Annotated in this window: 21 protein-coding genes; 8 read left to right on the forward strand and 13 right to left on the reverse strand. The window is 65.6% G+C overall.

From position 1 onward, the window contains the following. Nucleotides 1-197: 197 nt before the first annotated feature. The gene (locus KF688_12695) at nucleotides 198-914 is read right to left on the reverse strand and encodes a polyprenol monophosphomannose synthase (protein MBX3426532.1); all 717 of its coding nucleotides are present in this window, start codon (nucleotides 912-914) and stop codon (nucleotides 198-200) included. 94 nt (nucleotides 915-1,008) lie between these two features. Continuing rightward, a complete protein-coding gene (locus tag KF688_12700) occupies nucleotides 1,009-2,595 on the reverse strand; it encodes a sodium:proton antiporter (GenBank protein MBX3426533.1) in 1,587 nt (528 codons plus the stop codon). 873 nt (nucleotides 2,596-3,468) lie between these two features. On the opposite strand from KF688_12700, the gene KF688_12705 reads away from it, so the two are divergent. Next, nucleotides 3,469-4,209 (forward strand): PEP-CTERM sorting domain-containing protein, encoded by a 741-nt coding sequence (locus KF688_12705; protein MBX3426534.1) that lies wholly within the window; start codon nucleotides 3,469-3,471, stop codon nucleotides 4,207-4,209. A 97-nt stretch (nucleotides 4,210-4,306) separates the two neighbouring features. Here the strand turns inward: KF688_12705 and KF688_12710 are convergent, their stop codons facing one another. From KF688_12710 to flhA, 5 genes are all read right to left on the reverse strand, one after another. Then, nucleotides 4,307-5,101 carry a FliA/WhiG family RNA polymerase sigma factor gene (locus tag KF688_12710; protein MBX3426535.1) on the reverse strand — a complete coding sequence of 265 codons (795 nt, stop codon included), beginning with the start codon at nucleotides 5,099-5,101 and terminating at the stop codon, nucleotides 4,307-4,309. Nucleotides 5,102-5,264: 163 nt separating this feature from the next. Beyond that, nucleotides 5,265-5,525: a hypothetical protein gene (locus KF688_12715; protein MBX3426536.1), complete on the reverse strand. Its 261-nt coding sequence runs from the start codon at nucleotides 5,523-5,525 to the stop codon at nucleotides 5,265-5,267. 161 nt (nucleotides 5,526-5,686) lie between these two features. Continuing rightward, nucleotides 5,687-6,559, reverse strand: coding sequence for a hypothetical protein (locus tag KF688_12720; GenBank protein MBX3426537.1), 873 nt, complete (start codon nucleotides 6,557-6,559; stop codon nucleotides 5,687-5,689). Nucleotides 6,560-6,751: 192 nt separating this feature from the next. After that, nucleotides 6,752-7,960: a flagellar biosynthesis protein FlhF gene (flhF, locus tag KF688_12725; protein ID MBX3426538.1), complete on the reverse strand. Its 1,209-nt coding sequence runs from the start codon at nucleotides 7,958-7,960 to the stop codon at nucleotides 6,752-6,754. Nucleotides 7,961-8,103: 143 nt separating this feature from the next. Then, nucleotides 8,104-10,194 (reverse strand): flagellar biosynthesis protein FlhA, encoded by a 2,091-nt coding sequence (gene flhA, locus KF688_12730; GenBank protein ID MBX3426539.1) that lies wholly within the window; start codon nucleotides 10,192-10,194, stop codon nucleotides 8,104-8,106. Between the two features lie 343 nt (nucleotides 10,195-10,537). On the opposite strand from flhA, the gene mdh reads away from it, so the two are divergent. Next, nucleotides 10,538-11,479 carry a malate dehydrogenase gene (gene mdh / locus KF688_12735; protein ID MBX3426540.1) on the forward strand — a complete coding sequence of 314 codons (942 nt, stop codon included), beginning with the start codon at nucleotides 10,538-10,540 and terminating at the stop codon, nucleotides 11,477-11,479. A gap of 153 nt (nucleotides 11,480-11,632) precedes the next feature. After that, complete coding sequence (locus KF688_12740; protein MBX3426541.1) at nucleotides 11,633-12,394, forward strand: prolyl oligopeptidase family serine peptidase; 762 nt, start codon at nucleotides 11,633-11,635, stop codon at nucleotides 12,392-12,394. Nucleotides 12,395-12,441: 47 nt separating this feature from the next. Here the strand turns inward: KF688_12740 and KF688_12745 are convergent, their stop codons facing one another. From KF688_12745 to ppdK, 4 genes are all read right to left on the reverse strand, one after another. Continuing rightward, nucleotides 12,442-13,551: a radical SAM protein gene (locus KF688_12745; GenBank protein ID MBX3426542.1), complete on the reverse strand. Its 1,110-nt coding sequence runs from the start codon at nucleotides 13,549-13,551 to the stop codon at nucleotides 12,442-12,444. After that, nucleotides 13,548-15,035: a protoporphyrinogen oxidase gene (gene hemG, locus KF688_12750; protein MBX3426543.1), complete on the reverse strand. Its 1,488-nt coding sequence runs from the start codon at nucleotides 15,033-15,035 to the stop codon at nucleotides 13,548-13,550. Before hemG ends, KF688_12745 begins: the two co-directional genes overlap by 4 nt. An 85-nt stretch (nucleotides 15,036-15,120) precedes the next feature. After that, entirely contained in the window at nucleotides 15,121-15,900 is a 780-nt protein-coding gene (locus KF688_12755; GenBank protein ID MBX3426544.1) for a hypothetical protein, read from the reverse strand. A gap of 72 nt (nucleotides 15,901-15,972) precedes the next feature. Further along, nucleotides 15,973-18,645 carry a pyruvate, phosphate dikinase gene (ppdK, locus tag KF688_12760; GenBank protein ID MBX3426545.1) on the reverse strand — a complete coding sequence of 891 codons (2,673 nt, stop codon included), beginning with the start codon at nucleotides 18,643-18,645 and terminating at the stop codon, nucleotides 15,973-15,975. Between the two features lie 409 nt (nucleotides 18,646-19,054). Between ppdK and KF688_12765 the strand changes: the two genes are divergently transcribed. Both KF688_12765 and KF688_12770 read left to right on the forward strand, forming a co-directional pair. Continuing rightward, complete coding sequence (locus tag KF688_12765; GenBank protein ID MBX3426546.1) at nucleotides 19,055-19,633, forward strand: CPBP family intramembrane metalloprotease; 579 nt, start codon at nucleotides 19,055-19,057, stop codon at nucleotides 19,631-19,633. A 746-nt stretch (nucleotides 19,634-20,379) separates the two neighbouring features. Then, nucleotides 20,380-21,228, forward strand: a complete 849-nt coding sequence (locus KF688_12770) for a hypothetical protein (protein ID MBX3426547.1) — start codon at nucleotides 20,380-20,382, stop codon at nucleotides 21,226-21,228. A gap of 39 nt (nucleotides 21,229-21,267) precedes the next feature. Here the strand turns inward: KF688_12770 and nfi are convergent, their stop codons facing one another. After that, nucleotides 21,268-21,939 (reverse strand): deoxyribonuclease V, encoded by a 672-nt coding sequence (gene nfi / locus KF688_12775; GenBank protein ID MBX3426548.1) that lies wholly within the window; start codon nucleotides 21,937-21,939, stop codon nucleotides 21,268-21,270. A gap of 210 nt (nucleotides 21,940-22,149) precedes the next feature. Next, nucleotides 22,150-23,532 (reverse strand): hypothetical protein, encoded by a 1,383-nt coding sequence (locus KF688_12780; protein MBX3426549.1) that lies wholly within the window; start codon nucleotides 23,530-23,532, stop codon nucleotides 22,150-22,152. Nucleotides 23,533-24,233: 701 nt separating this feature from the next. Here KF688_12780 and KF688_12785 point away from each other — a divergent pair. The 3 genes from KF688_12785 (at nucleotide 24,234) to KF688_12795 (ending at nucleotide 25,916) form a co-directional block, all read left to right on the forward strand. Beyond that, complete coding sequence (locus KF688_12785; GenBank protein ID MBX3426550.1) at nucleotides 24,234-24,734, forward strand: beta-hydroxyacyl-ACP dehydratase; 501 nt, start codon at nucleotides 24,234-24,236, stop codon at nucleotides 24,732-24,734. A 135-nt stretch (nucleotides 24,735-24,869) separates the two neighbouring features. Next, on the forward strand, nucleotides 24,870-25,259 hold the full coding sequence (locus KF688_12790; GenBank protein MBX3426551.1) for an acyl carrier protein: 390 nt from the start codon (nucleotides 24,870-24,872) through the stop codon (nucleotides 25,257-25,259). Nucleotides 25,260-25,388: 129 nt separating this feature from the next. Continuing rightward, nucleotides 25,389-25,916 carry a beta-hydroxyacyl-ACP dehydratase gene (locus tag KF688_12795; GenBank protein MBX3426552.1) on the forward strand — a complete coding sequence of 176 codons (528 nt, stop codon included), beginning with the start codon at nucleotides 25,389-25,391 and terminating at the stop codon, nucleotides 25,914-25,916. Nucleotides 25,917-25,958: the final 42 nt, after the last annotated feature.

The following is a 25,958-nucleotide window of genomic DNA, read 5'->3' on the forward strand; positions in this document are numbered from 1 at the left end:
GGTCGCACTCGGCCCTCGCGCGGGGGATTGCCGCGGCCGGAACAACCGGCGCACTCCGCGTGCCCTGCAAGACCCGTCCCGCCCGACGCTTGCCGGCTTAGCAGGCAGACCAAGGGAACAGGTACGCGCGCGGATCACAGCCGTCCGGGAGTCTGCCGGCCGTGCTCCGCAAGCCGGTCTCTTCTTTCAACGACCGGTCAGCGCCTCGACAGCCGCCGCCAACCCAATCGCAGGAGCATCCGCAACTTCCCGAGCCCCTCGCCCGCAGTGACCTTCGACTCCCCTTCGCGACGGTCGGTGAACGTGATCGGCGTCTCAGCGAAGGTCGCCCCTTGCTCTCGCAGTCGCCACAGCATTTCTTCCAGATATGCGTAGCCGCTCTCACGCAGCAGCGAGAAGTCGAGCCGCTCGAGCGCCGCGACGCGGTACAGCCGGAACGCCGTGCTGGCATCGCGGACCGGCAGTCCGAGCGCCGCCCGAGTCGCGAGATTCACCGCGCGGCTTACGAGCCGCCGCGACAACGGCCACCCGTCGACGATTCCGCCGGGACAGTAACGCGAGCCGATCACCACGTCGGCGTCGGTGCGGACCTGCGTCTCGACGAGTCGCGGCAAGGCGTCAGGGGGATGACTCCAATCGGCGTCGAGCGTCGCAAGCCACTCCGCTCGTCGGGCAATCGCCCACTGCATCGCCGCCCATGTCGCGCTGCCCAGCCCCTGCTTGCCGGAGCGGTGGATGACGTGCAACCAGTCGCATTGCCGGGCTTGCTCGTCGCACCACGTCCCCGTGCCGTCGGGCGAATTGTCGTCGACCACCACTACCTTGGCGTCGGGCGAGGCGTCGCGCACCGCCGCCACCAGCGACGGCAGGTTCTCTCGTTCGTTGTACGTGGCTATCGCGACCAGCATCGGCACGCAGGACTCCCTCCATGAATCGCAACACTCGGCGCCCCGCGTCGCCGGCGCCAGGGGCGAAGGACAGGCGTCAAGTACGGCTGGCGTCGAAGGGTCAGTCGAGGAACAGCCAGTTCATCAGGGCCAGGATCGGCAGCAAGATGCAGCAGCTGTAGGCCATGTAGCCGAAGAAGCTGGGCATCTTCACTCCCGATTTCTCGGCGATCGCCTTGACCATGAAGTTCGGGCCGTTGCCGATGTAAGTCATGGCGCCCATGAAGACAGCTCCCAGACTGATGCCGGAGAGAATCGCCGCGGGGACTTGCCCCGTATCGGCCGAGCTGGCCGCCGAAGCCGGGTCCTGCGCGGTCTGGAAGAACACCAAATACGTCGGCGCGTTGTCGAGGAACGACGACAGGGCGCCGGTCGCCCAGAAGAACTCGGCCGGGCCGAGCTTGAACTTTTCGACGATCGCCGCTCCGTTGGCGTTGAGAATTTGCAGCGCGGGCTGCATGCAGACGAAGATCCCCACGAACAGCGCGGCCACCTCGACGATCGCCGCGTAGTTGAAGTTGTTCTCTTCCCGGACGCGACTCGAGCCGAAGTGAAGCGACGCGGCCACGAGGGCGAGTTGCACCACCTCGCGAAGGTACATCGGCGGGTGCCATTCGGTTCCGGGCAGCGCCTTCGAGGGATCAAGCAGCGCTACGGCCAACACGACCCCGGTCAGCAAGGCTCCGTTGACGGCCAGTCCCTCGATCTTCAGCCGGCGAACCTGCGTTAGGTCCCGCTCGATGTCGCGGAGCGTCTCACGCCGGTGGAACCAGAGGTGATCAAGGAGACAGTACGTAAGCAACAACATCCCGTTGGTGAAGAGCCACTCCTGCCACAGCCCCATCGTCCACAGGAACCCGACTCCCTTGAGATAGCCCAGGAACAGCGGCGGGTCGCCGATCGGCAGCAGGCAGCCGCCGCAATTGCAGACGATGAAGATGAAAAAGATGACGGTGTGGGCGACGTTTTTGCGCTCGCGATTGGTTTCCAAGAGCGGTCTGATAAGCACCATCGCGGCGCCGGTGGTGCCGATGAAGCTGGCCAGCACGCCGCCGACGGCCATGAACAGCCCGTTGGTGAGCGGATCGGCGGTCAGATCGCCCGTGATGCGAATGCCGCCGGCGATGACATAAAGGCTGAACAAGAGCACGATGAACGGGATGTACTCGTGCAGAATCGCATTGGCGAGGATTGCCTTGACGAAGCCGACCTGAACGCCGTCGACGGGTTGGACCACGGCGTGCCCGGGCCAGTGCGCCTCGACCGGCGCGTGATGCAGGAAGGCGTAGTACGCGAGGGTGACCAGCCCCAGCCCTGCGGCAACCTTGAATCGGTTGAGGTTGTGCTCCCACCAATGCTCGGTGGCGTGCAGCAGCGGAAAGACTGCAATCGCGCCCAGAAGCAGCACGAACGGAATCACCGACCAAGCGGGCGGGGGCGAGGCGTGGTCGGCGGCATGCTCGACGGCCAGACCCGCCGCGTGAGCCGCGCCTTCCGAGACCGCGACGGCGTGGGCCGCGTGGCCGAGCGACTGCTCGGTCCATCCTTGCGGCACATGAGCGAACATCGCCGCGGCGTAGGCCAGCAGGACCGCAAGGAGGACCAGGACGACGCTGTTGCCGCCGGGCAGCGTTCCGGCACGATTCATGGTGATGGCGTCCGACGACACGGTGACTCCCCCCGGGAGGCGGCAATGCGTGGAGCCTGCCGTGCGAGGGACTTGCGAGTGCGACGGCCGCAGCGTCGCATCGGTCCCAAACTACGGGGTCGGCAGGCGTTCGTCCATGCCCCGCGGACGCACCCCTGGCGAGCGTCGGTCAGAGCACGCTCGCCGGCGGCTTTGCAAGTGCAAAGTCTGGCCATCCGGGCGCATTGGTGCGCAACGACTGCGCACCGGCGGACCCTAGGCCGCGAGTTACGCAACCGTAGCTCTAGGATGCGAACGAATCTCGATCGGCAACCCGCAGGGGGGGAGTTCGGGCGAATTCCGCCCCGGCGGCGATCGGCAGAAGCCGTACAGGCGATACGGTGCGCGAGCTTCGCGGGGGGGGCGACTCGGAAAGACGGATGAGATCCCAGCGTTCGAACGAGGTCCCGACTGCAAGGAGCCGGAACCCCGCGGTCGCCTGAGTCGGCAGGCGGCGCGCACCGGCGAGTGATTTCGGTCCCGCCCCCCCGTCGCCGGTCTGCCGCAGTTCCGCGCTTGGGTCCGTCGTCGAACGAGGTCGATTCTTCCCGGCTGCGAGGGGGGGTGGCCACGACGTTCTTGGCCACCCCCAGCTTTCCCCAGCTTTTGGCGGGCCGCCCGGGGGGGGGGCGAAGGCCGAGTTCGCCCCCCAAACCCCGCATTTGCGAAAAACAGAGAATTCAATGCGCAACGTTTGCGTGCGATCTTGGGTGATTTTGATTAATCTGAGGGTAGCGATTCCTCGCGATTTGAGCCCTGCTCGATCCGCGACTCCTCATTTTCGCCTCGCTGTCGGGTCCCGCTCGTCAGCCGCCTTCAACGGGAGAAGACCTCATGAAGTTACCGAGACTGTTGGCCGCCGCGGCCCTGACGCTGGTCGTCGGGCAGGCCCAGGCGGCTTCCTTGACCTTCAGCATCGGCGTGCGCGAAGCGAGCAGCACGACGACGATTGGCGCTAACGGCGGAGCGACCGCCGGGATTGAATTCATCGATCTTGACCTGCACCCCGTCCCGCTCGACGGCAGTTGGCATAAGGTCACGATCGACCTGCCGACGGGGACGGTCACGCCGTTCGCCGGCGCCACTGCCGACGGCATTCTCACTTCGTCGAACGGTTACGGCGTGTTGGAGATGATCCGGATCCGTAACACGGCCGGCATCACCGCTCCCATTCAGATCTTCCTCGACGATCTTGTCCATACCGAGCCGAACGGGAACGCGACGCACTTAGGCTGGGAAGGCCTGCCGCTCGCGACCGAGCACATCTTTCAGGAGCCGAACTTCTCCGGCTCGACGGCGGGCAACCTGTTGGCCGGCGGGACCTCGTTAGTCACGGACTCGATGGCTAACACCGGCTCGCAGTCATATGAAGTGAAGATGCAGTTCGTTGACGCCACGACGACGAGGTGGGTGCGCCTGACGACGTTCAACACCGTCTCGGGCGGGAACCCCACGATCCGGCTCGACGCGGAGATCAGCTTCTGGGTCAAGGGGACTCCGATCCCCGAGCCCGCGAGCCTGACTCTGGCAGGGATCGTCGCCTGCGGATTGGCCGTCGTTCGGCGACGGGGCTAAGCCGCAGCGGATCGACAATCTGCTCTCAGCGCAACGAGCCCCCGGCGAAACGCCGGGGGCTCGTTTGTTTTGCGGAGCGGTCGTCGTCGGAGACGGCTCAGGCGCCAAACTCCGGCCGACGGCGGCCAAGCTGGTTCTGCAGCCGCGAGACGATGGCGCTGTGCATCTGACTCACTCGGCTTTCGCTGAGATCGAGCGTAGCGCCGATCTCCTTCATCGTCATCTCCTCGTAGTAGTAGAGGATGATGATGAGCCGCTCGTTGCGGTTGAGACCCTTGGTAACGAGCCGCATGATGTCGGATTTCTGAATGCGGCCGGTGGGGTCTTCGCCTTTCTTGTCTTCCAGGACGTCGATCTCGCGGACGTCCTTGTAGCTGTCGGTCTCGTACCACTTCTTGTTGAGGCTCACCAGGTTCACGGCGTTCGCCTCAGTAATCATTTTTTCGAGTTCGGCGACTGAAATCGCCATGCGCTCGGCGAGTTCGATCTCGGTCGGTTGCCGGCCGTACTGGGCCTCGAGCTGCTTGACCGCCTCGTTGAGCTTGCTGGCCTTGGAACGAACCAGCCGCGGGACCCAGTCCATGCTTCGCAGTTCGTCGAGCATGGCGCCGCGAATGCGGGGAACGCAGTAAGTCTCGAACTTGACGCCGCGGTCCATGTCGAAAGCGTTGATCGCGTCCATCAGCCCGAAGACGCCGGCCGAGATGAGGTCGTCGAGTTCGACTCCGTCGGGGAGCCGGGACCAGATGCGTTCGCCGTTGTATTTGACCAGGGGCAGATACTGCTCGACGAGTCGATTGCGCAACTCGCGACGGGGGTCTTTTTTGAACTCGCGCCAGACTTCGGCGATTTCCTCATCCGACGACCGTCTAGCCACCAGCATTGTCGCCATGCAATCCTCCGTGATGCCTTGCCTCGCGCGGGGGACCGCAATGGTCGCCCGCCGAGTGCGAAGTCAGCGAGAGTCCTTCTCGCAGTGTCAGTTGTAATTGGATCGTGTCGTAAGGCTCGTCCCGACGCGAGGGGCGGTCAGTCAAGGCGCGACCAGGATGCAATTAGGTCGTCGCGTTGGCATGTCCCCCCGCCGCCCGGGCGGCGGCAATGTCGCGAAGATCGGCTTCGATGCGCACGCGAATCGAATCCTCGATGGTCGTTTGGGCGAGGGTCCCGACGATGCCGCCGAGGACCGCAAAGATCGCCATCCAGCTCAAACCGGCGAACACCGCCGTCTCGAGGCTTCCGCCGTTCTTGAACGCTCGCAGCAGGACGACCGTCAGGCTGACCAGCCCCATAATGACGGCGTAACGTCGTGCCATGCGAACTGCCTCGACTGCCGGTAAACTCGTCGCAGTCGCGCCACATTGCCAACTCGGCGCGCGGCGAACTGCACTCTTGCGTTATCGTCATGGCGAGGCGTGGGGGTTGATCGGAATATGAGGAGGGAGCGATTTTTTTTCGTGCGAGAACTGCGCCCGCGTCAGGGGCGCCAGCTCAACGTCGGAGCGTCGTCTGCCGGGTGCGGGTCGACTTCCCGCGCCGCTGCGAGGCGACGGCCGAGATCGCGCGACGTGCGTGGACGTCGCTGATGTGCAATGCGCATCGGCGCCAGCAACTCGGCCGCCAGCAGTCGGCACGCGCTGCGGCGTTCAGCTTGCGCCGCCTTGTCGTTGCCGGGGACGAGCACCGCGGGGGGATGCACCAGCGGATCGACTCCCGCGTATTGGAGCGCCGTTTCGCCGATTTTACGGGCGACGGCCCCGGCAGCCTCCCACGAGCCGCGCAGCGCGAGTCGCACGCGATGCCGTCCCCCGAACGATTTCACGAGGGCGTAAGCGGAGCGGACGTCGTCGGGGCGGACCGACCCGGCGAGGAGAATCTCGCTGCTGGAGCGACAAATACGATCGCCCCAGGGAGTCAGTTCGGCGCCGACGTCGACCAGGATCGCGTCGAACCGCTCGGCGGCGGCGCGGAGCTCCCGGACGAGGCGATCGAGCGACTCTCCCTGCGGCGGTTGATCGAGCGGGTCGGGCTTTGCGCAGATCACCGCGGCGCCGAACGGGGCGGGGACGGTCGCTTCGGTCAACCGTCGGCGTCCGGCCAACACGGCGTGAAGGTCGGCCGATGCGGCGACCTCGAGCCGCGAGCCGAGGGCAGGCCGGGCGAGATTGGCGTCGACGACCAGAGTACGCGCCCCCAGCGAAGCGAGTTGCTGAGCCACGCTTGTCGCCAACGTGGTGACTCCGACGCCGACTGAACTGCCCGCGAGCGCCACGTAGCCCGCGGGCGAACCGCCGGCGAGCACCAGCGTTTCGCGAACCAGCTCGCGGAGTTGATCGGCCTGATCAGGCATAGGGAGCAGAGACGGGGGATGAGGCGCCAGAGGTTTGGACGCAGGGTTTGAGGCGGCAGGGGACGAGGGTTGGCTCACTCGGACGGCAATCGCTCGTCCCCGTCACCGGAAGTTGCCGAGAGATCTCTTGTTTCGAGCACGCCGCGACAAACAGCGAGCTTCGAACCGGGGCAGTTGCAAGCGCCGCTTCCCCTACTCATAGGCCGCTGCGATCATTGCGCCGAGCGTTACCGCGTCGGCGGGGGCGATATCGTCGGGGACGTGCTGACCATGGGTGAAGTAGCTCATGGGGAGCGATTTGGTTTGCGAGAGCTTGAGCAGATTGCCGGGGGCCTCGACTTCGTCGAGCTTTGTGACGACGACATGGGTCAATCCCGCGGGGGCGAATTGGTCGACCGCGGCGGCCAGCGAGCGAGCGCTCGACGCGGCGCTCAGGACCAGATGCACCTCGTCGGGCCGAGCCTCTGCCAGCAACGAGCGGAGCTCGCGAATCTGCACCTCGTCGCGGGGACTGCGGCCCGCGGTGTCGATGAGCACCAGGTCGCAACCCTGCAGGCGAGCCGCCGCCTCGCGCATCTCGCGCGGCGTGCCGACGACTTCCAGCGGCAGGTCGATGATGTCGGCGTAGGTGCGAAGCTGTTCGACCGCGGCGATCCGGTACGTGTCGACCGTGATCAGCCCGACGCGGCGGCCCTCGCGGAGACGGAAGTTCGCGGCCAATTTGGCGATCGTGGTCGTCTTGCCGACCCCGGTCGGGCCGACCAGGGCGACGATCCGCGTCTCGCCGGTCGGAAGGCGGATCGGGCCGGTCGCGGCGAAACGCTCGGCAATGCGTCGGCCCAGTGCGGCGCGGTCGCCGGGGGCGTCGAAATCGCGTTCCGGCCCGGCGAGCGATTCGATCAACTCGCGGGCCAGATCCTCGTCGACCTCGCGCTCGACGAGCTCGGCGAACAGATCGAACAGCGAGGTCGTCGGCGCCAAGGGCTCAGTCGTTTGCGGGGCGGGCTGCGGCGGAAGCGACCGACTCCGCAGCTGCTGGACCATCTCCTCCAACTCGGCTAATTGCGAACTGGGGAGCGACGGATCGCGCGGGGCGTAGGTGACGGCGGCGTCAAGCCGTGATGGGTCGCTTGTTTCAGGGAGCGGCGCCATGCGCGGCGCGGTCGCGCGCTGCGACGCATAGGCCGCCGCGACGGGGGAGACTTGCGGCGCTGCGGAGGGAGCGCCGACGCGATCATCGAGGGTCGCGGCGATTTCGTACCGCCGGCCCAACAGCATGCGACTGAGCAGCCCGGCGCTTACCTCCCGAGCATGCAACACCGTGGCCGCAGGCCCCAGCTCGCTTCGCACGAGGTCGAGCGCTTGCGGCATCGTCTTGGCGCGAAAGGTTTTGATTTGCATCGGCGGGAGGAGACGAGTGGTCAGGGGTCGGGGATCAGAAACGACGCGGACATCATCCCCCTGGCCGCGACCTCCATGGTCGCCGGCGGCCGCGGGGGTGTAGCACGCGGCGGGCGGTTTGTGAATGGCGAGTTGGAGCGCGGCTAAGCGACAGCGTCGCTAGCGAGCCCCATGGTGACGACCTCGGTGTCGCGGGTGACCTCGTTGAAGCTCAGCACGACGAGTTGCTGCAGGTGATTTTCCGTCATTTGCTTGAGCGCGGCGCGAATCTGCGGACTCACCAACACGATCGGCGCGTGGTTGGCGGCCAGGAGCTTTTCGAGCGGTTTCTGGAGCGCACGGCAGGTCGCTTCGATCGCCTGGGGGGACATGCGTATGAAGAGACCCCGCTCGCTGTGCTCGAAGCCGGCGCGGATTCGCTCCTCGAGCGCCGGATCGACCGCCACGACGTGCAGCTTCCCCTCGGCGTCGCGATAACGGGTGCAGATCTGTCGGGCGAGCCGGTGCCGCACGTACTCGGACAGCAGAATCGGGTCCTTGGTGCGCCCGGCGTAGTCGCCGAGCGTTTCCAAGATGAGCCCGAGTTGGCGGATCGACACTTGCTCGCGCAGCAGGATTTGCAGAACGGCCTGCACTTCGGCCAGGGACATGGCGCCGGGGATCAGCTCGCTGACGACCGCGGGCTGGGTCGCCTTGAGTTCGTCGACCAGATGTTTCACTGAGTCGCGGGTGAGGATTTCGTCGGCGTGGCGCCGACAGACCTCGGTGACGTGCGTGGCGATTACGGCGCCCGGTTCGACGACCGTGTAGCCGAGCATTTCGGCTTCGTCCTGCTGGGCGGGGTAGATCCATTTGGCGTCGGCGCCGAAGGCCGGGTCCTTGGCGTCGACGCCGTCGAGGGGGCCGCTGGTCATCCCCGAGTCGATCGCCATCAGCATTGCCGGTTCGACGCGGTCGTGGGCAACCGGCATGTCGGCGATCTTGAGGCGGTACTCGTTCGGGTCGAGCCGCATGTTGTCGCGGATCCTGACCTTAGGCATGATGATGCCGATTTCGCCGGCGACGCTTTGCCGGACGCGCTGGATTCGCTCGAGCAAGTCCCCGCCTCGTTTGGGATCGGCGAGTCGGATCAGTCCCACTCCGACTTCAATCTCCATGGGATCGACGACCAGATAATCCTCGATCCGCTCCTCGACCGGGGGTTTGTCCGCCTCGGCCTGAGCGGCGGCGGCTTCGGTTTGCTTCGATTGGTTCTGCTTCGTCATGATCCGAGCCATCCCCAAGCAGGCGGCGCCGAGCATCATCAGCGGGGCCGCAGGGAGGTCGGTCGTCACCAGGACCATGAGAAAGCCGCCGGTGATCGTCAGCGCCTGCGGCCGGGCCAGCATCTGAGAGACGAACTGCTGCGGCAGGTTGCTCTTCTGCGTGCTGCGGGTGACGAGCAAGCCCGCGGCGAGCGAGACGAGAAACGCGGGGACCTGACTCACCAAGCCGTCGCCGATGGTGAGCCGCGTGAAGAGCGACCCCGCCTCGCCGAAGCCCATTCCGTACTGGCCGACGCCGATCACCAGCCCGCCGACGATGTTGATGACCGTGATGAGGATGCCGGCGATGGCGTCGCCGCGGACGAACTTGCTGGCGCCGTCCATGGCGCCGTAGAAGTCGGCCTGCTGGGCGATTTCTTCGCGGCGGCGCTGGGCCTCGCGTTCGTCGATGGCGCCGGCGTTGAGGTCGGCGTCGATCGCCATCTGTTTGCCCGGCATGCCGTCCAAGGCGAACCGGGCCGCGACTTCGCTGATGCGCGTGGCGCCCTTGGTGATCACGACGAATTGGATCGTGATGATGATCACGAAAATGATCAGCCCGACGACAATTTTGCCGTCGCCGGCGACGAAGTCGGCGAACGCGGTGATCACTCCGCCTGCGGCCGTCTCCTTGTCGAACGCCGCGCGGGTGAGAATGAGCCGCGTCGTCGCCACGTTGAGCACCAGCCGCGCAAGCGTGGTGGCCAACAGCAGCGTGGGGAAGATGTTGAACTCCAGCGGCGTCTGCACGTAGATCGTGGTCATCAGCACGATCACTGACACCGCGATGTTGGCCGACAGCAGGACGTCCATCATGACCGGCGGCAGCGGGACCAGGATCACCAGCACGCTGGCGATGATCGAGATCGGCAGGATGAGATCCTGTCCGCGGCGGAACCAGTCGGAGGTGGCGCTTGTGTGCGAAGCCATGCCGGCGTCAGGCCGTGAGGAAACTGCGGTCCAGCGGACGAAGGGGGCGGCATGGTAGGGAAGGGACCAGGAAGAGTCTAGAGAGGGCTTGAGCCAGCAGTGTGCGGGAATGCTCCGCAAGCAGGCCGATCTGTGCGGCAATTCGCCGGAGGCTCGGCAGGGCGCGGCGACTTGGGGGCGGTCTTCGCACTGGGGGCGAACGGGCAAGACGCAGCCCCTTGCGTGGCTGTGGCTGCGGCGCGATACTTGCCCTCGTTGCTGCCGCGAGGGGGGCGACGAGCGCGTTAAACATCGCCCTGACATCGTCTTTGATTGAAAATAGCCAAGACAGGGGACCTAGAGAATGAAGCGAGCGAAGATCACCATCGTCGGGGCAGGCAACGTTGGCGCCACGTGCGCTCATTGGTGTGCGGCTGCGGAACTGGGGGACATCGTCCTGTTGGACATTCCCCAGACCGAGGACATGCCCAAGGGGAAGGCTCTCGACCTGATGCAATCCTCGCCGATTTTCGGGTTCGACTCGAAGGTCGTCGGCACGACCGACTATGCCGACGCCGCGGGGAGCGACGTCGTGGTGATCACCGCGGGCATCCCCCGCAAGCCGGGCATGAGCCGCGACGACCTGTTGGCCACGAACGCCAAGATCATGACGGCGGTCTGCACCGAGGTGAAGAAGAGCAGCCCGCAGGCGATCGTCATCGTCGTCAGCAATCCGCTCGACGCAATGGTGCAGCGGGCGCTGCAGGTGACGGGCTTTCCCCCCAACCGGGTGCTGGGGCAAGCCGGCGTGCTTGACACGGCCCGGTATCGGACGTTCCTGGCGATGGAACTGGGGGTGAGCGTCGAGGACGTCTCGGCTCTGCTGATGGGGGGCCACGGCGATACGATGGTTCCGTTGCCCAGCTGCACGTCAGTCGGCGGCATCCCGGTCGCTCAGCTCATTCCCGCGGAGCGGCTCGCCGAGATCGTGAAGCGCACGGCCAACGGCGGAGCGGAGATTGTCGCCCTGCTCAAGACCGGCAGCGCGTACTACGCCCCGGCCGCGGCGACGGCTCAGATGGTCGAGGCGATCGTCAAGGACAAGAAGCGGCTCATCCCATGCGCAGCCTACTGCGACAAGGAGTACGGGGTGGGCGGGTACTACGTGGGCGTGCCGGTGGTGTTGGGTTCCAGCGGGGTCGAGAAGATCATCGAACTGAAGCTCACGGCTGAGGAGCAGAAGGCGTTCACGGCAAGCGTCGACGCAGTGAAGTCGCTGGTGTCGACGATGGCCGGCTTGGTGTAATGTGCCGTGCTAGCGGCGCGGCTCCGCCGTTGACAAGGCGGCGCGCCCTGGCATACAACCCCACCCTCCGAGTCCACGACCTCGTCCGCGGCGGCGTTTGCTAGCAGACGCGCCGCGGCGGGTCCTTCCCGCCTGAGCGACTCACGACAAACTATGAATCGACTTCCCAGCGTCAGCGGCTCTCTTGGTTCGGCTTCTCCGTGGCAACAGGGGGAGTCGGCGACCGCTCGCCAGCGATCGTGGCGTCGGCCGGTCGAGCGGCTGGACGAGGACGGGTTGTCGTTCTTCACGCCCATGCATTACGAGCGGAACTACGCGTATCCGCTGTTCGTGTGGCTGCACGACGACGACGGCAACGAACGACAGATTCGTCAAGTGATGCCGCACGTGAGCCTGCGCAACTACGTGGCCGTCGCGGTGCGCGGCACGCAAACGAGCCGGCGCGAGAAGCACGGCTTCGTCTGGCGCGAGTCGGCCGATGCGGTGCACAAGGCGGCCCAACAAGTGCGGGCCGGCGTCGAAGAAGCTCGCGAACGATTCCACGTGCATGCCGACCGCGTCTTCATCGCGGGTCATCGCCGCGGCGGGACGATGGCGTTGAGGTTGGCGCTACGGTTCCCCGAGTGGTTTGCGGGCGCCGTGTCGCTATGCGGCGCCATGCCGCAGGGAGACGCTCCCTTGGCTCGCGTGAAAGCCGCCCGGCGGCTGCCGCTGTTGTTGGTTTCGACCCGGCAGAGCGACCGTTACCCCGAGTCGCAGGTCGTGGCCGATTTGCGGTTGCTCCACGCCGCAGGGTTCGAACTGTCGCTGCGGCAGTACCCGGGCGATTGCGAACTCGACACCGAGATGCTCGCCGACGTCGATCGATGGGTCATGGAGCGGGTTTGCTCGCCCGCGCCGAGCGAAGCTCGCTGAGGCAGGCGCCGCAACACGTCCGCCGGGGCTGAAGGACGACGCCCGGCTCACGGCATGACGAGCGGTTCGTCGCCCGAGGGGACATAGGCGCAATCGGGTTCTTCTTCCAACGGGTCGCCATAGACCGCGAACGCGCGAGCGCGGCTGCCGCCGCAGACTTCGCGATACTCGCATGCCCCGCAGCGACCCTTGAGTTGCGACGCGTCGCGCAGAGCGACGAACGTTGGGTGAGACTGGTAAACTTCGACCGGCGAGTCATGCGGAAAGCGTCCGCACTCCAGCGGCAGGAATCCCGCGGGGAATATCTCGCCTCGGCAACCCACGAACATGATTCCCTTGCCGTCGCGCACTCCCAGCGGCACGCGTCGCCCCGACGCCGCGGGACGCGATTGCGGATCGCCGCCGTGCTGGAGCACGAACCGGCGATAGTGGGGGGCCTCGGTCGTCTTGATCGCATAGTTTCGCCGGGCGCTCTCGCGGTAGAGCCGCTCGAACGCCGACTCGTACTCGTTCGCCGACAGTCGCGGCTGGTCGACGCCCCGCCCGACCGGCACCAGAAAAAACACCGACCACATGACGACCTCGAACCGATCGAGTTGTTCGGCCATTTGCTCCAACTCGCTGAAGTTGCGCGTTGTGAGCGACGTGTTCACCTGCACGGGGAGTCCCAACTCGCGCGCTGCGCTAAGCATCTCGAAGGTTCGCGCGTAACTCCCCTCCCAGCCGCGAAAGGCGTCGTGGGAAGCGGCGCTCGCGCCGTCGAGGCTGATCCCCAGGGCCATGACGCCCGCGTCTTTCAGCCGCTCCAGGGCAGGGCGATCGGCGAGCGGAGTGGCCGACGGGGTGACCGCGACGCGGAGTCCGCGCTCGCGAGCCCGGGCGATCAACGCGAACAGGTCGGCGCGCTTCAGCGGGTCGCCCCCCGTGAGCACGATCGTCGGCGGCGCGGGGAAACGGGCGACTTCGTCCACCAGAGCCAGCGACTCGGCCGGGGACAACTCGTCGGGGTCTGCGCATTCTTGAGCCGACGCCCGGCAGTGCTGACAGACCAGATCGCAGGCCTGCGTCACCTCGTAGTAAAACATGAGCGGACTGCGATCGAACGGCCCGGCGGCAGTCGGTTCGGCGATCAGCCGGGGAAGCGACGAAGGTCTCATGCGGGACTCGCGGCGTGAGGCGCGTCGGCCGAGGCCTCGGCGCGGGAAAGCGGGGGGGCGGAGGTCGCCAGCAGGCGTTCGACCGCCTGCTGCGCGTCGTGAATGCAATGGGGAATGCCGATCCCCCGGTAGGAGTTCCCCGCCAGTTCCAGCCCGGGGAGCAATGCGGTTCGCGATTCGATTTCGGCAATCCGATCGAGATGGCCCACGTGGTACTGCGGCATGACGTGACGCCAGCGGGCAATGCGCACCAGGAGCGGTTCGCCGCGGACGTCCAAGAGATCGGCCAGTTCGCGGCAGACGACGTCGACGAGTTCGGCGTCGCTGGCGTCGACCGCCTCGGGGCGCTGCGCGCCCCCGAGGAACGCTCGCAAGAGCGCCGCCCCGGCGGGGGCGCGGCCGGCGTACTTGACGCTGCTGAAGGTGCAGGCAGCCAACAGGCGCCCCTCGACGTACGGAATCACAATCCCCGCCGCGTCGAGCGGGCGGCCGATCGCCGCACACGGATAGGCGACGTTCACGACGACGCAGCTTGTCGTGGGGACGCCCGCGAGCACGTCGGCGAGATTCTCGTCGGCGCCGCGGAGCATCGTCGCGGCTTCGCGGGCCGGCGCGGCGATCAGCACGCGTGCGAATCGTTCGTCAAACGCGCGCCCCGTCGACGCGTCGACGCCGACGATGCGCCATCCCGACCTGTCGCGAACGAGGGTCTCGACGCGATGGTTCAAGCGGATGCACTCCGCGGGGAGCGCGGCGACCAGCGCCCCGACGAGTTGGCCGATCCCGCCGCGCGGGGCGGTGAAAACGGTGTCGCGAGGCGCGGGAGGGACCTTCGCTGCGCGGCGTGCGGCGATGCGGCACGACTTGATCAGGCTGCCGCACTCGCGTTCGGCGGCCACGAGCTGCGGAAACGCGGCCCGCATGCTGAGTCGCTCGGGGTCCCCCATGTAGATTCCCCCGGCGAGCGGTTGGATGATCCGCGCGAGCCCCTCGGCGCCGAATCGCCGGCGGGCGAATTGGGCGAGGCTTTCATCGTCGGACTCGCGCCGGGCGGGCAAGAGCCGCTCTGCCGCCATCCGCACCTTGCCCCACGGGGTGAGAATGGGGGTGCGGATCATCGGCCAGATCCTCTGCGGAGCCATCGCGGCGAGCCCCTCGGGCATCCGCACCAACCGGCCGCGATACACGGTATAAACCCCCGCGGAGGCAGGCTCGGTGGGCGTCAACTCGCCGGCAATGCCTAGCTGCTCACAGAGCTTCACAGCCCACGGCAGCCGACGGAGAAAACTGTCGGGCCCGAGTTCCAGGCAGTAGCCGTCGTGCCGCTCGGTCTGCAGCACCCCGCCGGGGCGATTGGCGGACTCGTACAGCACGATCTGAGCCGTCGGGTCGCGACGGCAGAGATGCCACGCCGCGGTCAGCCCGGTGATTCCGCCGCCAATGACGGCGATGCGATTCGAAGGACGATCAATAGATGCCGACATGCCCAGGCCCGGCCGCGCCGGATCGCCGACGCGGCAGAAAGGATCGTGGTGCGGCCAAAAAACGCTGGCGCCGGCGGCATTAATTCTACTCTTTCGCTACGGGCTTGGCAGCGGGGGAGCGGGACCGAAACTTCCCCGGCAGGAACCGCTTGAGTTCCAGCGTGATCGTTTCGCCCCCCCGCTCTTTGCTCTTCCACGTGCAGGAGACCAACCCCAGGCCGGGCGCGAAGCGGTAGACGGCTTTGGTCTCGGTTTCGTCGAGCTCGTAGACGAGGCAGCGGAACTTGCCCGCGGGGGTGACCGCTTCCTCGTCGACGGCCAAGCAGCGGACCGTGCCTGGAGGCGATTCGCCCGTCAGATCGGCGAGATACGGCCATTCGTCCCCCGGTTTGGCCGGATAGCGAAACACCTGGAACTCGCGGTCGATCTGCAGGCCAAGGGTCTCTTCGTCGTAGCCGACGTCGGCCTCGTACTGGCCGTCGTCCCGGATGTGAACCCAGAAACAGACGGCGTCCTCTTCGAAGTGGCGCCACAGCTCGCCGTTGAAGAGGTACTCGCCCCGGACGAGCGAGTAGGTCTCGGTGACCGCAGGCTGTTCCCCCTCGTAGGCGACGGTCTTCTTGTAGACCCAGCGATCGCCCAGCGACATGGGGAAGTAGTCGTGCGCGGTCGGCGCCGGGCGTTTGGCCGCGTCGTCAACATCTCCCTTCGCCGCCGCAGGCGCCTCCGCTCCCGGCTTGGCGTCGTCGGCGACGGCGACCGTTCTGCCGAACGGCGCAGCAGAGACCAGTGTCGCCAACAACGCAAAAAGCAATCTCGCGCAAAGACGCCAAGTCGCAAAGGTTCGCACGGTGCGCTTGCTCATGCTCCGCGGTCCTTTCCTTTGCGCGTCTGCGCCTTTGCGCGAGATCATCGTGCCTTCGGACGTTCCCGCGGCTTAGGTCGCCAGCGCGGCCTGGGCGGCGGCCAGCCGGGCGATCGGCACCCGGAACGGGCTGCACGACACGTAATCGAGCCCCGCCTTGTGGCAGAACTTGATCGAGGCCGGGTCGCCGCCGTGCTCGCCGCAGATGCCGCACTTCAGCTTGTCTTTGGCGCTGCGGCCCTTCTGGACCCCCATGACGACCAGTTGGCCGACGCCGGAGATGTCGAGCGACTGGAACGGATCCTGCGGCAACAGCTCGTTGTTGATGTAGTCGGGCAAGAAGGTGTTCACGTCGTCGCGGCTGTAGCCGAAGGTCATCTGCGTCAGGTCGTTGGTGCCGAACGAGAAGAAATCGGCCTCGGCGCCGATCTCGTCGGCGGTCAGTGCGGCGCGGGGGATCTCGATCATCGTCCCGATGAGCAAGTTAAGCTTTCCCTTGTACTTCTTCTTCTCGACGACTGCGGCGATCGTCGCCTCGGCCTGGCCCCGCAGCATCCGCAGTTCGGCGGCTGTGCCGACCAGCGGGATCATGATCTCGGCCTGGGCGTCAATCGACTTTTCCTTGCAGGCGATCACGGCTTCGGTGATCGCGGTGACCTGCATTTCAAGGATCTCCGGGTAAGTGACCGCGAGCCGGCAGCCGCGGTGTCCCAGCATCGGGTTCGCCTCGTGGAGGGCCGCGACGCGGTTCTTCACTTCCTTGACCGTCACGCCGAGCTGCTTGGCCATCTCGGCCTGGCTCTTATCCTCGTGCGGCAGGAACTCGTGCAGCGGCGGGTCCAGGAGGCGGATCGTGACCGGCAGGCCCTTCATCGCGGTGAACAGGCCGACGAAGTCCTTGCGTTGCAGCGGCAGGAGGTCCTTGAGGGCCTTCTTGCGGGCCTCGGTGTCGCTGGCCAGAATCATGGCTCGCATGGCGAGGATGCGATCCCCTTCGAAAAACATATGCTCGGTTCGGCAGAGGCCGATTCCCTCGGCGCCGAAGTCGCGGGCGCGCTTGGCGTCGGCCGGGGTGTCGGCGTTCGTGCGGACCTTGAGCGTGCGGTACTTGTCGGCCCACTTCATCACGGTGGAGAAATCGCCCCCCAGCTTGGGTTCCTGCGTGGCGATCGAGCCGACCATCACCTCGCCGGTGGAGCCGTCGATCGACAGCGTGTCCTTGTGGGTGAAGGTCTTGCCGCCGACGGTGATCTTCCGGGCCTTTTCGTCGATGTGGATTTCGCCGGCGCCGGCGACGCAACAGCGTCCCCAACCGCGGGCCACCACGGCGGCGTGGCTGGTCATGCCGCCCGTGCTGGTGAGGATGCCGGCGGCCGAGTGCATGCCGTCGATGTCCTCGGGGTTGGTCTCCTTGCGTACCAGCAGCACGCTTTCGCCGGCGTGGGTCCGCTCGACGGCCTCGGCGGCGGTGAAGGCGAGCTTGCCGACCGCGGCGCCGGGCGAGGCGGGCAGCCCGACGCACAACAGTCCGCCGGCCTTCTTGGCGTCCTGCTTGGCCGCGGCGCTGAAGCTCGGGAGCAGCAGTTGCGTCAGGTCGCCCGCGGGGATCCGCTTGACGGCGGTCTTCTCGTCGATCAGCCCTTCCTTGACCATGTCGCAAGCGATCTTCACGGCCGCGGCGCCAGTTCGCTTGCCGTTGCGGGTCTGGAGCATGAACAGCGTGCCGCGCTCGATCGTGAACTCGATGTCCTGGACGTCTTTGTAGTGCTTTTCGAGCTGGTCCTTGATTCCCAGCAGTTGCTTGTGGACTTCCTTGTTCCACTTGGGCATTTCGGCGACGGGGAGCGGCGTACGGATGCCGGCCACAACGTCCTCGCCCTGAGCGTTCACGAGGAATTCGCCGTAGAACTTGTTCTCGCCGGTCGAGGGGTTGCGGGTGAAAGCGACCCCGGTGCCCGAGTCGTCGCCCATGTTGCCGAACACCATCGACTGGACGTTCACAGCGGTGCCCAACAGGCCGATGATGTTTTCCACCTGCCGGTACTTGACGGCCCGGGGCTGCATCCAGCTCTTAAAGACCGCTTCGATCGACAATTCAAGCTGCTGGAGCGGGTCTTGCGGAAAATCCTTGCCGAAGTGTTTCTTGAACACCTTCTTGTAAGCGTCGCAGAGCTTGACCATGCCTTCGAGCGGCACGTCGTTGTCGAGCGCGGCGCCGTATTCCTTCTTAATCTTGTCGAACGCCTCTTCAAAGTGCTCGTGATCGACGCCGCACACCACGTCGCCGAACATGTTGATGAGTCGGCGATAAGCGTCGTAGGCGAACCGCTTCTGCCCGGTGGCGTTGGCAAGACCGACGACCGCTTCGTCGTTGAGGCCCAAGTTGAGAATCGTGTTCATCATGCCCGGCATCGACGCCGCGGCGCCGGAGCGGACCGAGACCAACAGCGGCAGGTTCGTGTCGCCGAACTTCTTGCCGAGCTCCTTCTCGAGGATCCCGACGTTCTTGCGGACCTCGTCCATGAGTCCCGGGGGAAGCTTGCGGTCGTTCGTGTAGTAGGAACTGCAGCACTCGGTGGTGATCGTGAACCCGGGAGGGACGGGGAGCCCGATGCTGGTCATGTCGGCCAGATTGGCGCCCTTGCCGCCCAGCAATTGCCGCTGGTCGCTCTTGCCCTCGGTCTTGGTCTTGCCAAAGTAATAGATCATCTTGCCGGAACCGGCAGCGGCTGCCTTTTTCGCCATGGTCGTTACACGCCTCGGATGTGCGGGGGTCGCGATGGACTGAGTTACTTTTCTGTCACGTGATTCGAAACCGCTCGCGAGGTCGCTGCCGCAGGCCCGGCCCGAATCGTTCGGGTTGGCGGCGGGGCGCAGGGAGCGGGCGAGAACAGACGGCACAAGGGGGGAGGCGGCTCCGCGTGGGAGCGGCACCCCCAGCGAGCTATTTCGCCTGGAAACCGAACCGGTGAGACTAGCCACGCCCCGGGTCGTCGTCAACCCGCGGGGGCTGCAGCGCAAGGCCGCCACGGGGCTCCAGAGACGCAAAGCGAGTCGCAGCGAGAGGGAAGGCGAACGGGCCATTCAGGGGAGCGCGAGCCGCTCGGCTTGCTCGCCATCGACCCTTCGCCGGCTGTAACGCAAGGAACCGATCGTGACCGCACCCCGCAAGTCGCCGCTGCCCAACGCTGCACCGGTGTTGGTGGTCGCCGAGCTGTCGCTGGGGCTTGGCGGGGCCCTGTTGGCTCGGTGGCTGGGGATTCCGGTTGGGGAGCGACTGGCTGTCGACCTGCGAGTCCTGCTGCAAGCGACGGCAGGGCTGGCTCCGCTGCTCGGGGTGCTGACCTTCGCCCAGCAAACTCGGTGGTCTCCCCTGGTGCGGCTGCGTCGGCAAGTGAGGCAAATCGTGAGATCGACTCTCGCCGGGGCGCAGGGCTGGGAACTGGCCCTCGCCGCCCTGGCCGCCGGCGTCGGCGAGGAGATCCTGTTTCGCGGCGCCCTGCAGCCCTGGGCCGCTCGGGCGTGGGGCGAACCGGCCGCCCTGGCGATCGTAAGCCTGCTGTTCGGAGTCGCACATGCGGCGTCGCCGGCCTATTTTCTGGCCGCGACGGCCGTGGGAGCATATCTGGGTTGGCTCGCCTGGGTCTGCGACAGCCTGGCCGTGCCAATCCTAGTTCACGCGGCCTACGACGCGATCGCCCTGGCCTGGTATCGTCGGCGGATCGACCGGTAGCGGCGCCCCGGCAAAATCTCGTTGCCAATCGCGGCAAAAGATTTGACGAACCCCGTCGGGGTGAATAGGCTAATATTCGAGCCAAAATCTCCTTAGTCGCCCCGAGCGCTCGTGATTCTCTGTAAGACGCCCCCCCGACCCCGCCGGGTCGTTTTCGCCAGTTCTGGCAGGGGCGTCGGCGACGGCACTTGCCATTGAATGCTCGCTGTTTGGCGCCGCTGTGCGCCCAAATGGCCCTACGAGCTCCCTCGGCTTCGTCGTCGCCGCGCAGAGAAACGCTCTCCCCGCTGCCGCCGCCGATGCATACATCGATCACATTGTCGCTAGGGGACCTGCTTTCGAGCATGAGCGTCTGGCTTAGCCGCACGCGCCGGTTTGGCCGAATCGGCGGGGTCCCGTTCGGCCGGAGGGGAGTCCCGAGGCCTGTTCAGAACTCCCGTCGCCGGGTTCGAGAACTCCGCGAACGGCGGCTGCGCGAGTTGCAAACGAAGAGTTGATCTCGCAATCATAGGGAGTGACGACCGGCGCATTCGCGGATTTCGATAGCAATGCCGAGCCGCTTGATCGCTTATCCAAGGAGGGCAGGCTGAGTGATTCGCAGTCTCATCTGGCGTCGAATTCTTGTTCTTGTCGCGGCGGCAGTTTGCACGCTCGACGTTCGGGCGGTGCGCCGCTTGAATTCCTGCGTCGTCGCAGGCATCGCCTTTTGTTGCTGTACACCGGCGTTCGCACAGCTTTCGTATTCCGTGGCGACCGACCACTCAAGTTACGTGGTCGGCGAGTCGTTGTGGGTGACAATCTCTGCACACAACGCAGCCGATGCGCCCGTCACGCTCGGCTTTCCGAGCTCGCTGCAATCGTCGTACGTCATGGACGGCGTCTATGTGAACAACGAGGTCGGGCTGGCAGTTCTCACCGAGGCCGTCGTCCCCGCCCGCGGCTCACGCGAATGGACGTATCGCCATCGATGGGACGACTACCCGCTCGTCCCCGGTCTGCATAGCGTGGTCGGGCGCGTCGCCGGGTACGGCGAATCGGTCCCGCTCGAATTCGCGGTCGTCGCTCCTCAGCCGATCGTGGACGACGTCTTTATCGACTTCGAGACTTTTCCCGACGGGACGCGGCTGGACAGCTTGTGGGCGACAGCGTTTCTCCCGTGGGGCGTGACGTTGCGGTCCGACGGCGGGAACTTAGGATTGCAGCGTGTTTCGAGCGGCGGGAACGTTGTTTCCGCAGTAAGCGGAGCCCATCCTTTCAACATCGCGGCCGCTTTCAGCATGCTTGTGCACGAAGTTTCGGTCGACGTCGGCGCCGCCGCCGGCACGCGCGTGACGATGCAAGCCTTCGACGCCGCCGGCGCCCTGTTGGGGCAAACGACGTCGCCTGAAATTGCCAGCTATCCGGACCTTGTCGGACCGCTCACGTTCGTCTCCGCCGTGCCGATCGCTTCGGTCAAATGGACTTCGTCGAACCCGTTTTCAGGGGTGTCGATCGACAACTTGTCGTTGCGAGTCGGCGCCGTGCCGGAACCCGGTTCGCTGCTGATCGCGATTCTGGGGGCGGTTTGCGGCCAATTGCGATTGTCGCGACGATAGCGGCGCTGCCCAAAGGCGTCGCGCCCGGCAACGGGCCGCTTAATCGCGACCTGCGTGAAGATGGGCCAGACGAGTCGGCTCGGGAAGCCGGTAACCCGCACAACAAGCGAGCGCCAAATCGAGCGCCGTCGGCAGGTCGATCCGGTGGCCAAGGGAAATGTAGAGCGGCTTCACGCCGGTGCGCGTACGGAGCACTGCGCCTATCAATTCGCCCGGGAGCCCGCTCAGGCGGCCGTCGTCGACGAGGTCCGTGTAGCAACCGGCCTCCGCATGCGGTTCGTCGTGGACTCCGATGAACCGCGTCTTGGCGCAGCCGATCGTCGGCAAGTCCCACAGCAAGCCGAGATGCGATGCGAGCCCTAGCCGTCGCGGGTGGGCGATTCCCTGGCCGTCGACCAATGCGAAGTCGGGCCGCGTCGCCAGCTTCTCGAACGCCGCGGTCGCGACGGGACATTCGCGGAACGACAACAACCCCGGCACGTAGGGAAACGGCGTCGGAGTCTCAGCCGCGGCGACCTCGACGACTTCCAGGTCGGTCAGCCGCAACACGACGACCGCCGCTCGCGAGAGGCCGTGTTTGACGCTGACGTCGACGCCGGCAACCAGCCGGGCCCGCTGGAGCCCTGGAGCGTTCCTCCGCGAGACGCGCCGCTGCAACCGCTGTTGGATCGCTCGGGCCTCGGCCGCAGAGACATTCCAAGGATGCCGCAAATCTGAACTTTGCGAGGCTCGCCAACTCATGCCAGCGATTGTATCGCGACTTGAATTGTCCGGCTGAGCTGCCGCGAGGCGCGAATGCAGCAAAACAAGAAAAGGCCCGCATCGCCTTGCGACGATGCGGGCCCTTCAAATCTAGCCGATTGACCAGGCCAGCTTCTTGACAGAGGAAGTTTCAGGCCCAGCTAACCCTCGATCGCTCGCTTACTCGGTGCAGCCGCAGGAAGGCTCTGTGGCACAACCGCACGAGGGATCGCAGGGGCAGCAGACGCACACGGGCACTTGCTTGCAGACAATCTTCGGGCAGCAGCGGGTCACCGTGTAGGCTTCCTTCCGCGGCACGCAGCGATGGCAGTTGATCGTCTTCTGCTCGCAGTGCGGGACGCACACCGTGTAGCAGACCGTCTTCTTGCAGGTCTCGGGGACCATCTTGCAGACCTTGTAGCAGCAGGTCTTGGTCTCGGGGACCATCTTGCAGACCTTGTAGCAGCAGGTGCGGGTCTCGGGGACCATCTTGCAGACCTTGTAGCAGCAGGTCTTCGTGTGGGTCTCGGGGACCATCTTGCAGACCTTGTAGCAGCAGGTCTTGGTCTCGGGGACCATCTTGCAGACCTTGTAGCAGCAGGTCTTGGTCTCGGGGACCATCTTGCAGACCTTGTAGCAGCAGGTGCGGGTCTCGGGAACCATTTTGCAGACCTGGTAGCAGCAGGTCTTCGTGCGGCACTCGGGGACCATCTTGCAGACCTTGTAGGTGCAAGTCTTGGTCTCGGGGACCATCGTGCAGACCTTGTAGCAGCAAGTCCGGGTGCGGGCTTCGCAGACCGTCTTGCAGCACTGGATCTCCTTCGTGATGCACTCGGGAACCCAGACGCGCTTGCAGCACTTGATCGGCGGACGCTCGGCGGTGAGGGTCACGCACGGACCGGGGCAGTACACGCAGCAGCACTTCACGGGATCCCACTTCAACTCGCCGACGCTGCGCACCGTCTTCTTGCACGGAGCCTGGGCGACTTCGTAGGTCTGGTTTTCCCAGTGGCCGCTCTGGACCTGGATCGTCTTGGTGTAGGGGACCTTCACGTGGACGTGGTAGGTCTCCTCACGCTGACGGGTTTCCCAGACCGGCTTGCACACCGTGTAGGTGCGAGTCTTGGTTTCCCACACCGGGACGCAGACCGTGTACTGGACTTCCCGCTGACGGGTTTCCCAGACCGGCTTGCAGACGGTGTAGGTCCGCTCGCGAGTTTCCCAGACCGGCTTGCAGACGGTGTAGGTCCGCTCGCGGGTTTCCCAGACCGGCTTGCAGACGGTGTAGCACACTTCTTTGGTCCGCTGTTCGGGGACCATCCGCGTCACGTTGATCGTCTTCTGTTCGCAGACGCGGTCGTAAACCGTGCGATAGCACGTCACTTCTTGCTGTTCGTAGACTTTGCAACGAACAGTCTTCATGACCGTATGGCAGCTCTGCTGATAGCTGCAAGGCACACAGCCGTTGTACCGTGCGGCGCCGCAGTAGCCCGCCCATGTTGGGGACGCCAACATGGCCAGAGCCAGAACTGCGAGAGCCGACACACCCACTTTCGCTCTCATGATTCCCTTTGCCTCCTTCAAAAAGCCGGAACACGCGTGTTGAAAATAGACAGCCTGGTCAAAACGGGCAGTCTTCCCGTCACTAATTGATTCGACTTACCCAGGCGTTGCCCCTTAGCCACATCGCGTTGTTTTCTTGCAACACCCATGCTTTCCAGCCGTCGCAATCGATACGTTCGGAACCATGCAAAGCGCCCTTTCGCTCCGGTCGAGTCGAGGCTGTGCCGAAGGGGAGGAAACAGCCGGCAGCACGGACTGATCCCCTCCGCGAAAAAGGGCCGGGAGAGAGGGTTGTGCGGGCCGGCGCCACGTGCTGGCTGCGGGCCTCCGCACCGATGCCGGTGCCCTGCACGCACCCCCGAAAAGACCTCTGGGCGGGACAGATCTCACGCAGAGCCGCAGAGTCCGCGCTGCGGAAAATCCCGGGCATTGCCTTCCTTGCCGCATCGGAGCTTCGCCACTGGACAGGGGGGTGCGCATCGCAGCGGCCAGCTTGTTCAAGAGCAAAACTCCGCCCGGCCTGATTCTGCGGCCCCTGCGTGAAATCCAGGAATCATCCGTTGCGGGCGACTCCGCAGAACTCGTGCGAGCCCGTGGGCGCGCCGTTGTGGGTGCTAGTGGGGCTCGCTATAATCGCGAATTCGCAAAATTGCCGTGCCTTCCCAGGTTGTCGTCGCCGCCCCGCGTACTTCGAGCTCTTCATGCGATTCTGTCTGCTGGACCGCATTTGCTCGTACACGCCCGGGGTGGAATTGAAGGCTGTGAAGAACGTCTCGCTGGCCGAGGAATACTTGGCGGATCACTTCCCCGAGTTCCCCGTCCTGCCGGGGGTGTTCATGCTCGAGGCGGCGACCCAGGCGGGGGCGTGGCTGTTGCGCTTTAGCGATGATTTCGCCCACAGCATCATCACGCTGGCCGAGGCCCGGGCCGTCAAGTACGCCGACTTCGTCTCCCCCGGGCAGACGCTGCGGATGACGGTGCGGCTGGTGAAGCGAGAGGGAGTCCGGGCGACGTTGAAGTTCGAGGGGGAAGTCGAAGGGCGCGCCAGCGTCAGCGGCCGATTGATCCTGACGGGCGCGAATCTCGCCGACGAGAATCCCGAGCTTGCGGGGCTCGACGAGGGGATGCGGCAGAAACAGCGCGAACTGGCCGCTGTGCTGTGTCAGGGTCAGCCCGTCCCGGCGCCGGTCGCGGTTACGTAACAACTCACCTTACACGGAGGATCGACGGCGGGTCGCCGCCGCTGGTCGCCATCATCGCCAACTTGGCGGCGCGCTCGGCTCGGCCGGCGCTTCCCGCCACGCGAATTCCCCATCCTGCGGAGGCTAAAGCCCACCATGCCCGCTGACGAAGAGATTTTCTCGAAGGTTCAAGAAGCCCTGGTCGACGCCCTGGGCGTCGACGATGAGGACGTCGTGCCGACCGCGACGCTGCAGGGAGATCTCGACGCCGAGTCGATCGATTTTCTCGATATCGTGTTCCGGCTCGAGAAGGCGTTCGACATCAAGATCGAACGGGGCGAGTTGTTCCCGCAGGACATCCTCGAAGACACGGCTTTTGTGCAAAACGGCCGCGTCAACGCCGACGGAATCGCCAAGTTGCGCGAGCGGATGCCGTTCGCCGACTTGACGAAGTTCGAGGCCGACCCGGTCGTCCAGCACCTGGCGCAGCAACTGACCGTGCAGGATATGTGCAACTTCGTCGCCCACAAGCTGGCGAAGAAGTAACCAAGCGACAAGCGGTCGGCTCCAAAGTTGTCGCCCCCAAAGCCTGTGCGGAATTTCGTTGGTCTTGTTCGCGGCTCCCGCCGCGTCGTTCCTTTTGGCTGACGGCTTCAAGCTTTCGGCATCAAGCCCATGCGCTGGTTCTGGTTCGATCGCTACACCGAGTTCGTCAGCGGGTCGCATGCCACGGCGGTGAAATGCGTGTCGCTGGCCGAAGATCACCTCCACGACCACTTCATCGGTTACCCGGTGATGCCCCACACGCTGATCACCGAGGGGATCGCCCAGGCGGGGGGGATTCTGGTGAGCGAGCACTACCGGTTCGGCGAACTGGTGGTGCTTGGGAAGGTGTCCAAGGCTGTTTTTCACGGCCGGGTGCGGCCGGGCGAGCAACTGACCTATCGGGTCCGGGCCGAAGCCCTGCGGCCCGACGGAGCCAGCGTCGTCGCCACGGCCCACGTGGGGGACCGGCTGCAGGCCGAGGCCGAGCTGTTTTTCGCCCGCCTGGGGGAGGACAGCCCGGTGACGAACGGGGCCCGCTTGTTCCGCCCGACCGATCTGCGACACTGGTTGTCGCTGGTCGGAGTATTCGAGGTGGGCGTGAACGCGCACGGCGAACGTCTCCGTGAAATCGACTACCCGCTCAGCGAAAACGATTGACACCGCAGGTCAGACTTTCCCGTCTGACTTGCGGGGCAGGGG

This window comes from Pirellulales bacterium, from assembly GCA_019636345.1.
Taxonomy (GTDB): domain Bacteria; phylum Planctomycetota; class Planctomycetia; order Pirellulales; family Lacipirellulaceae.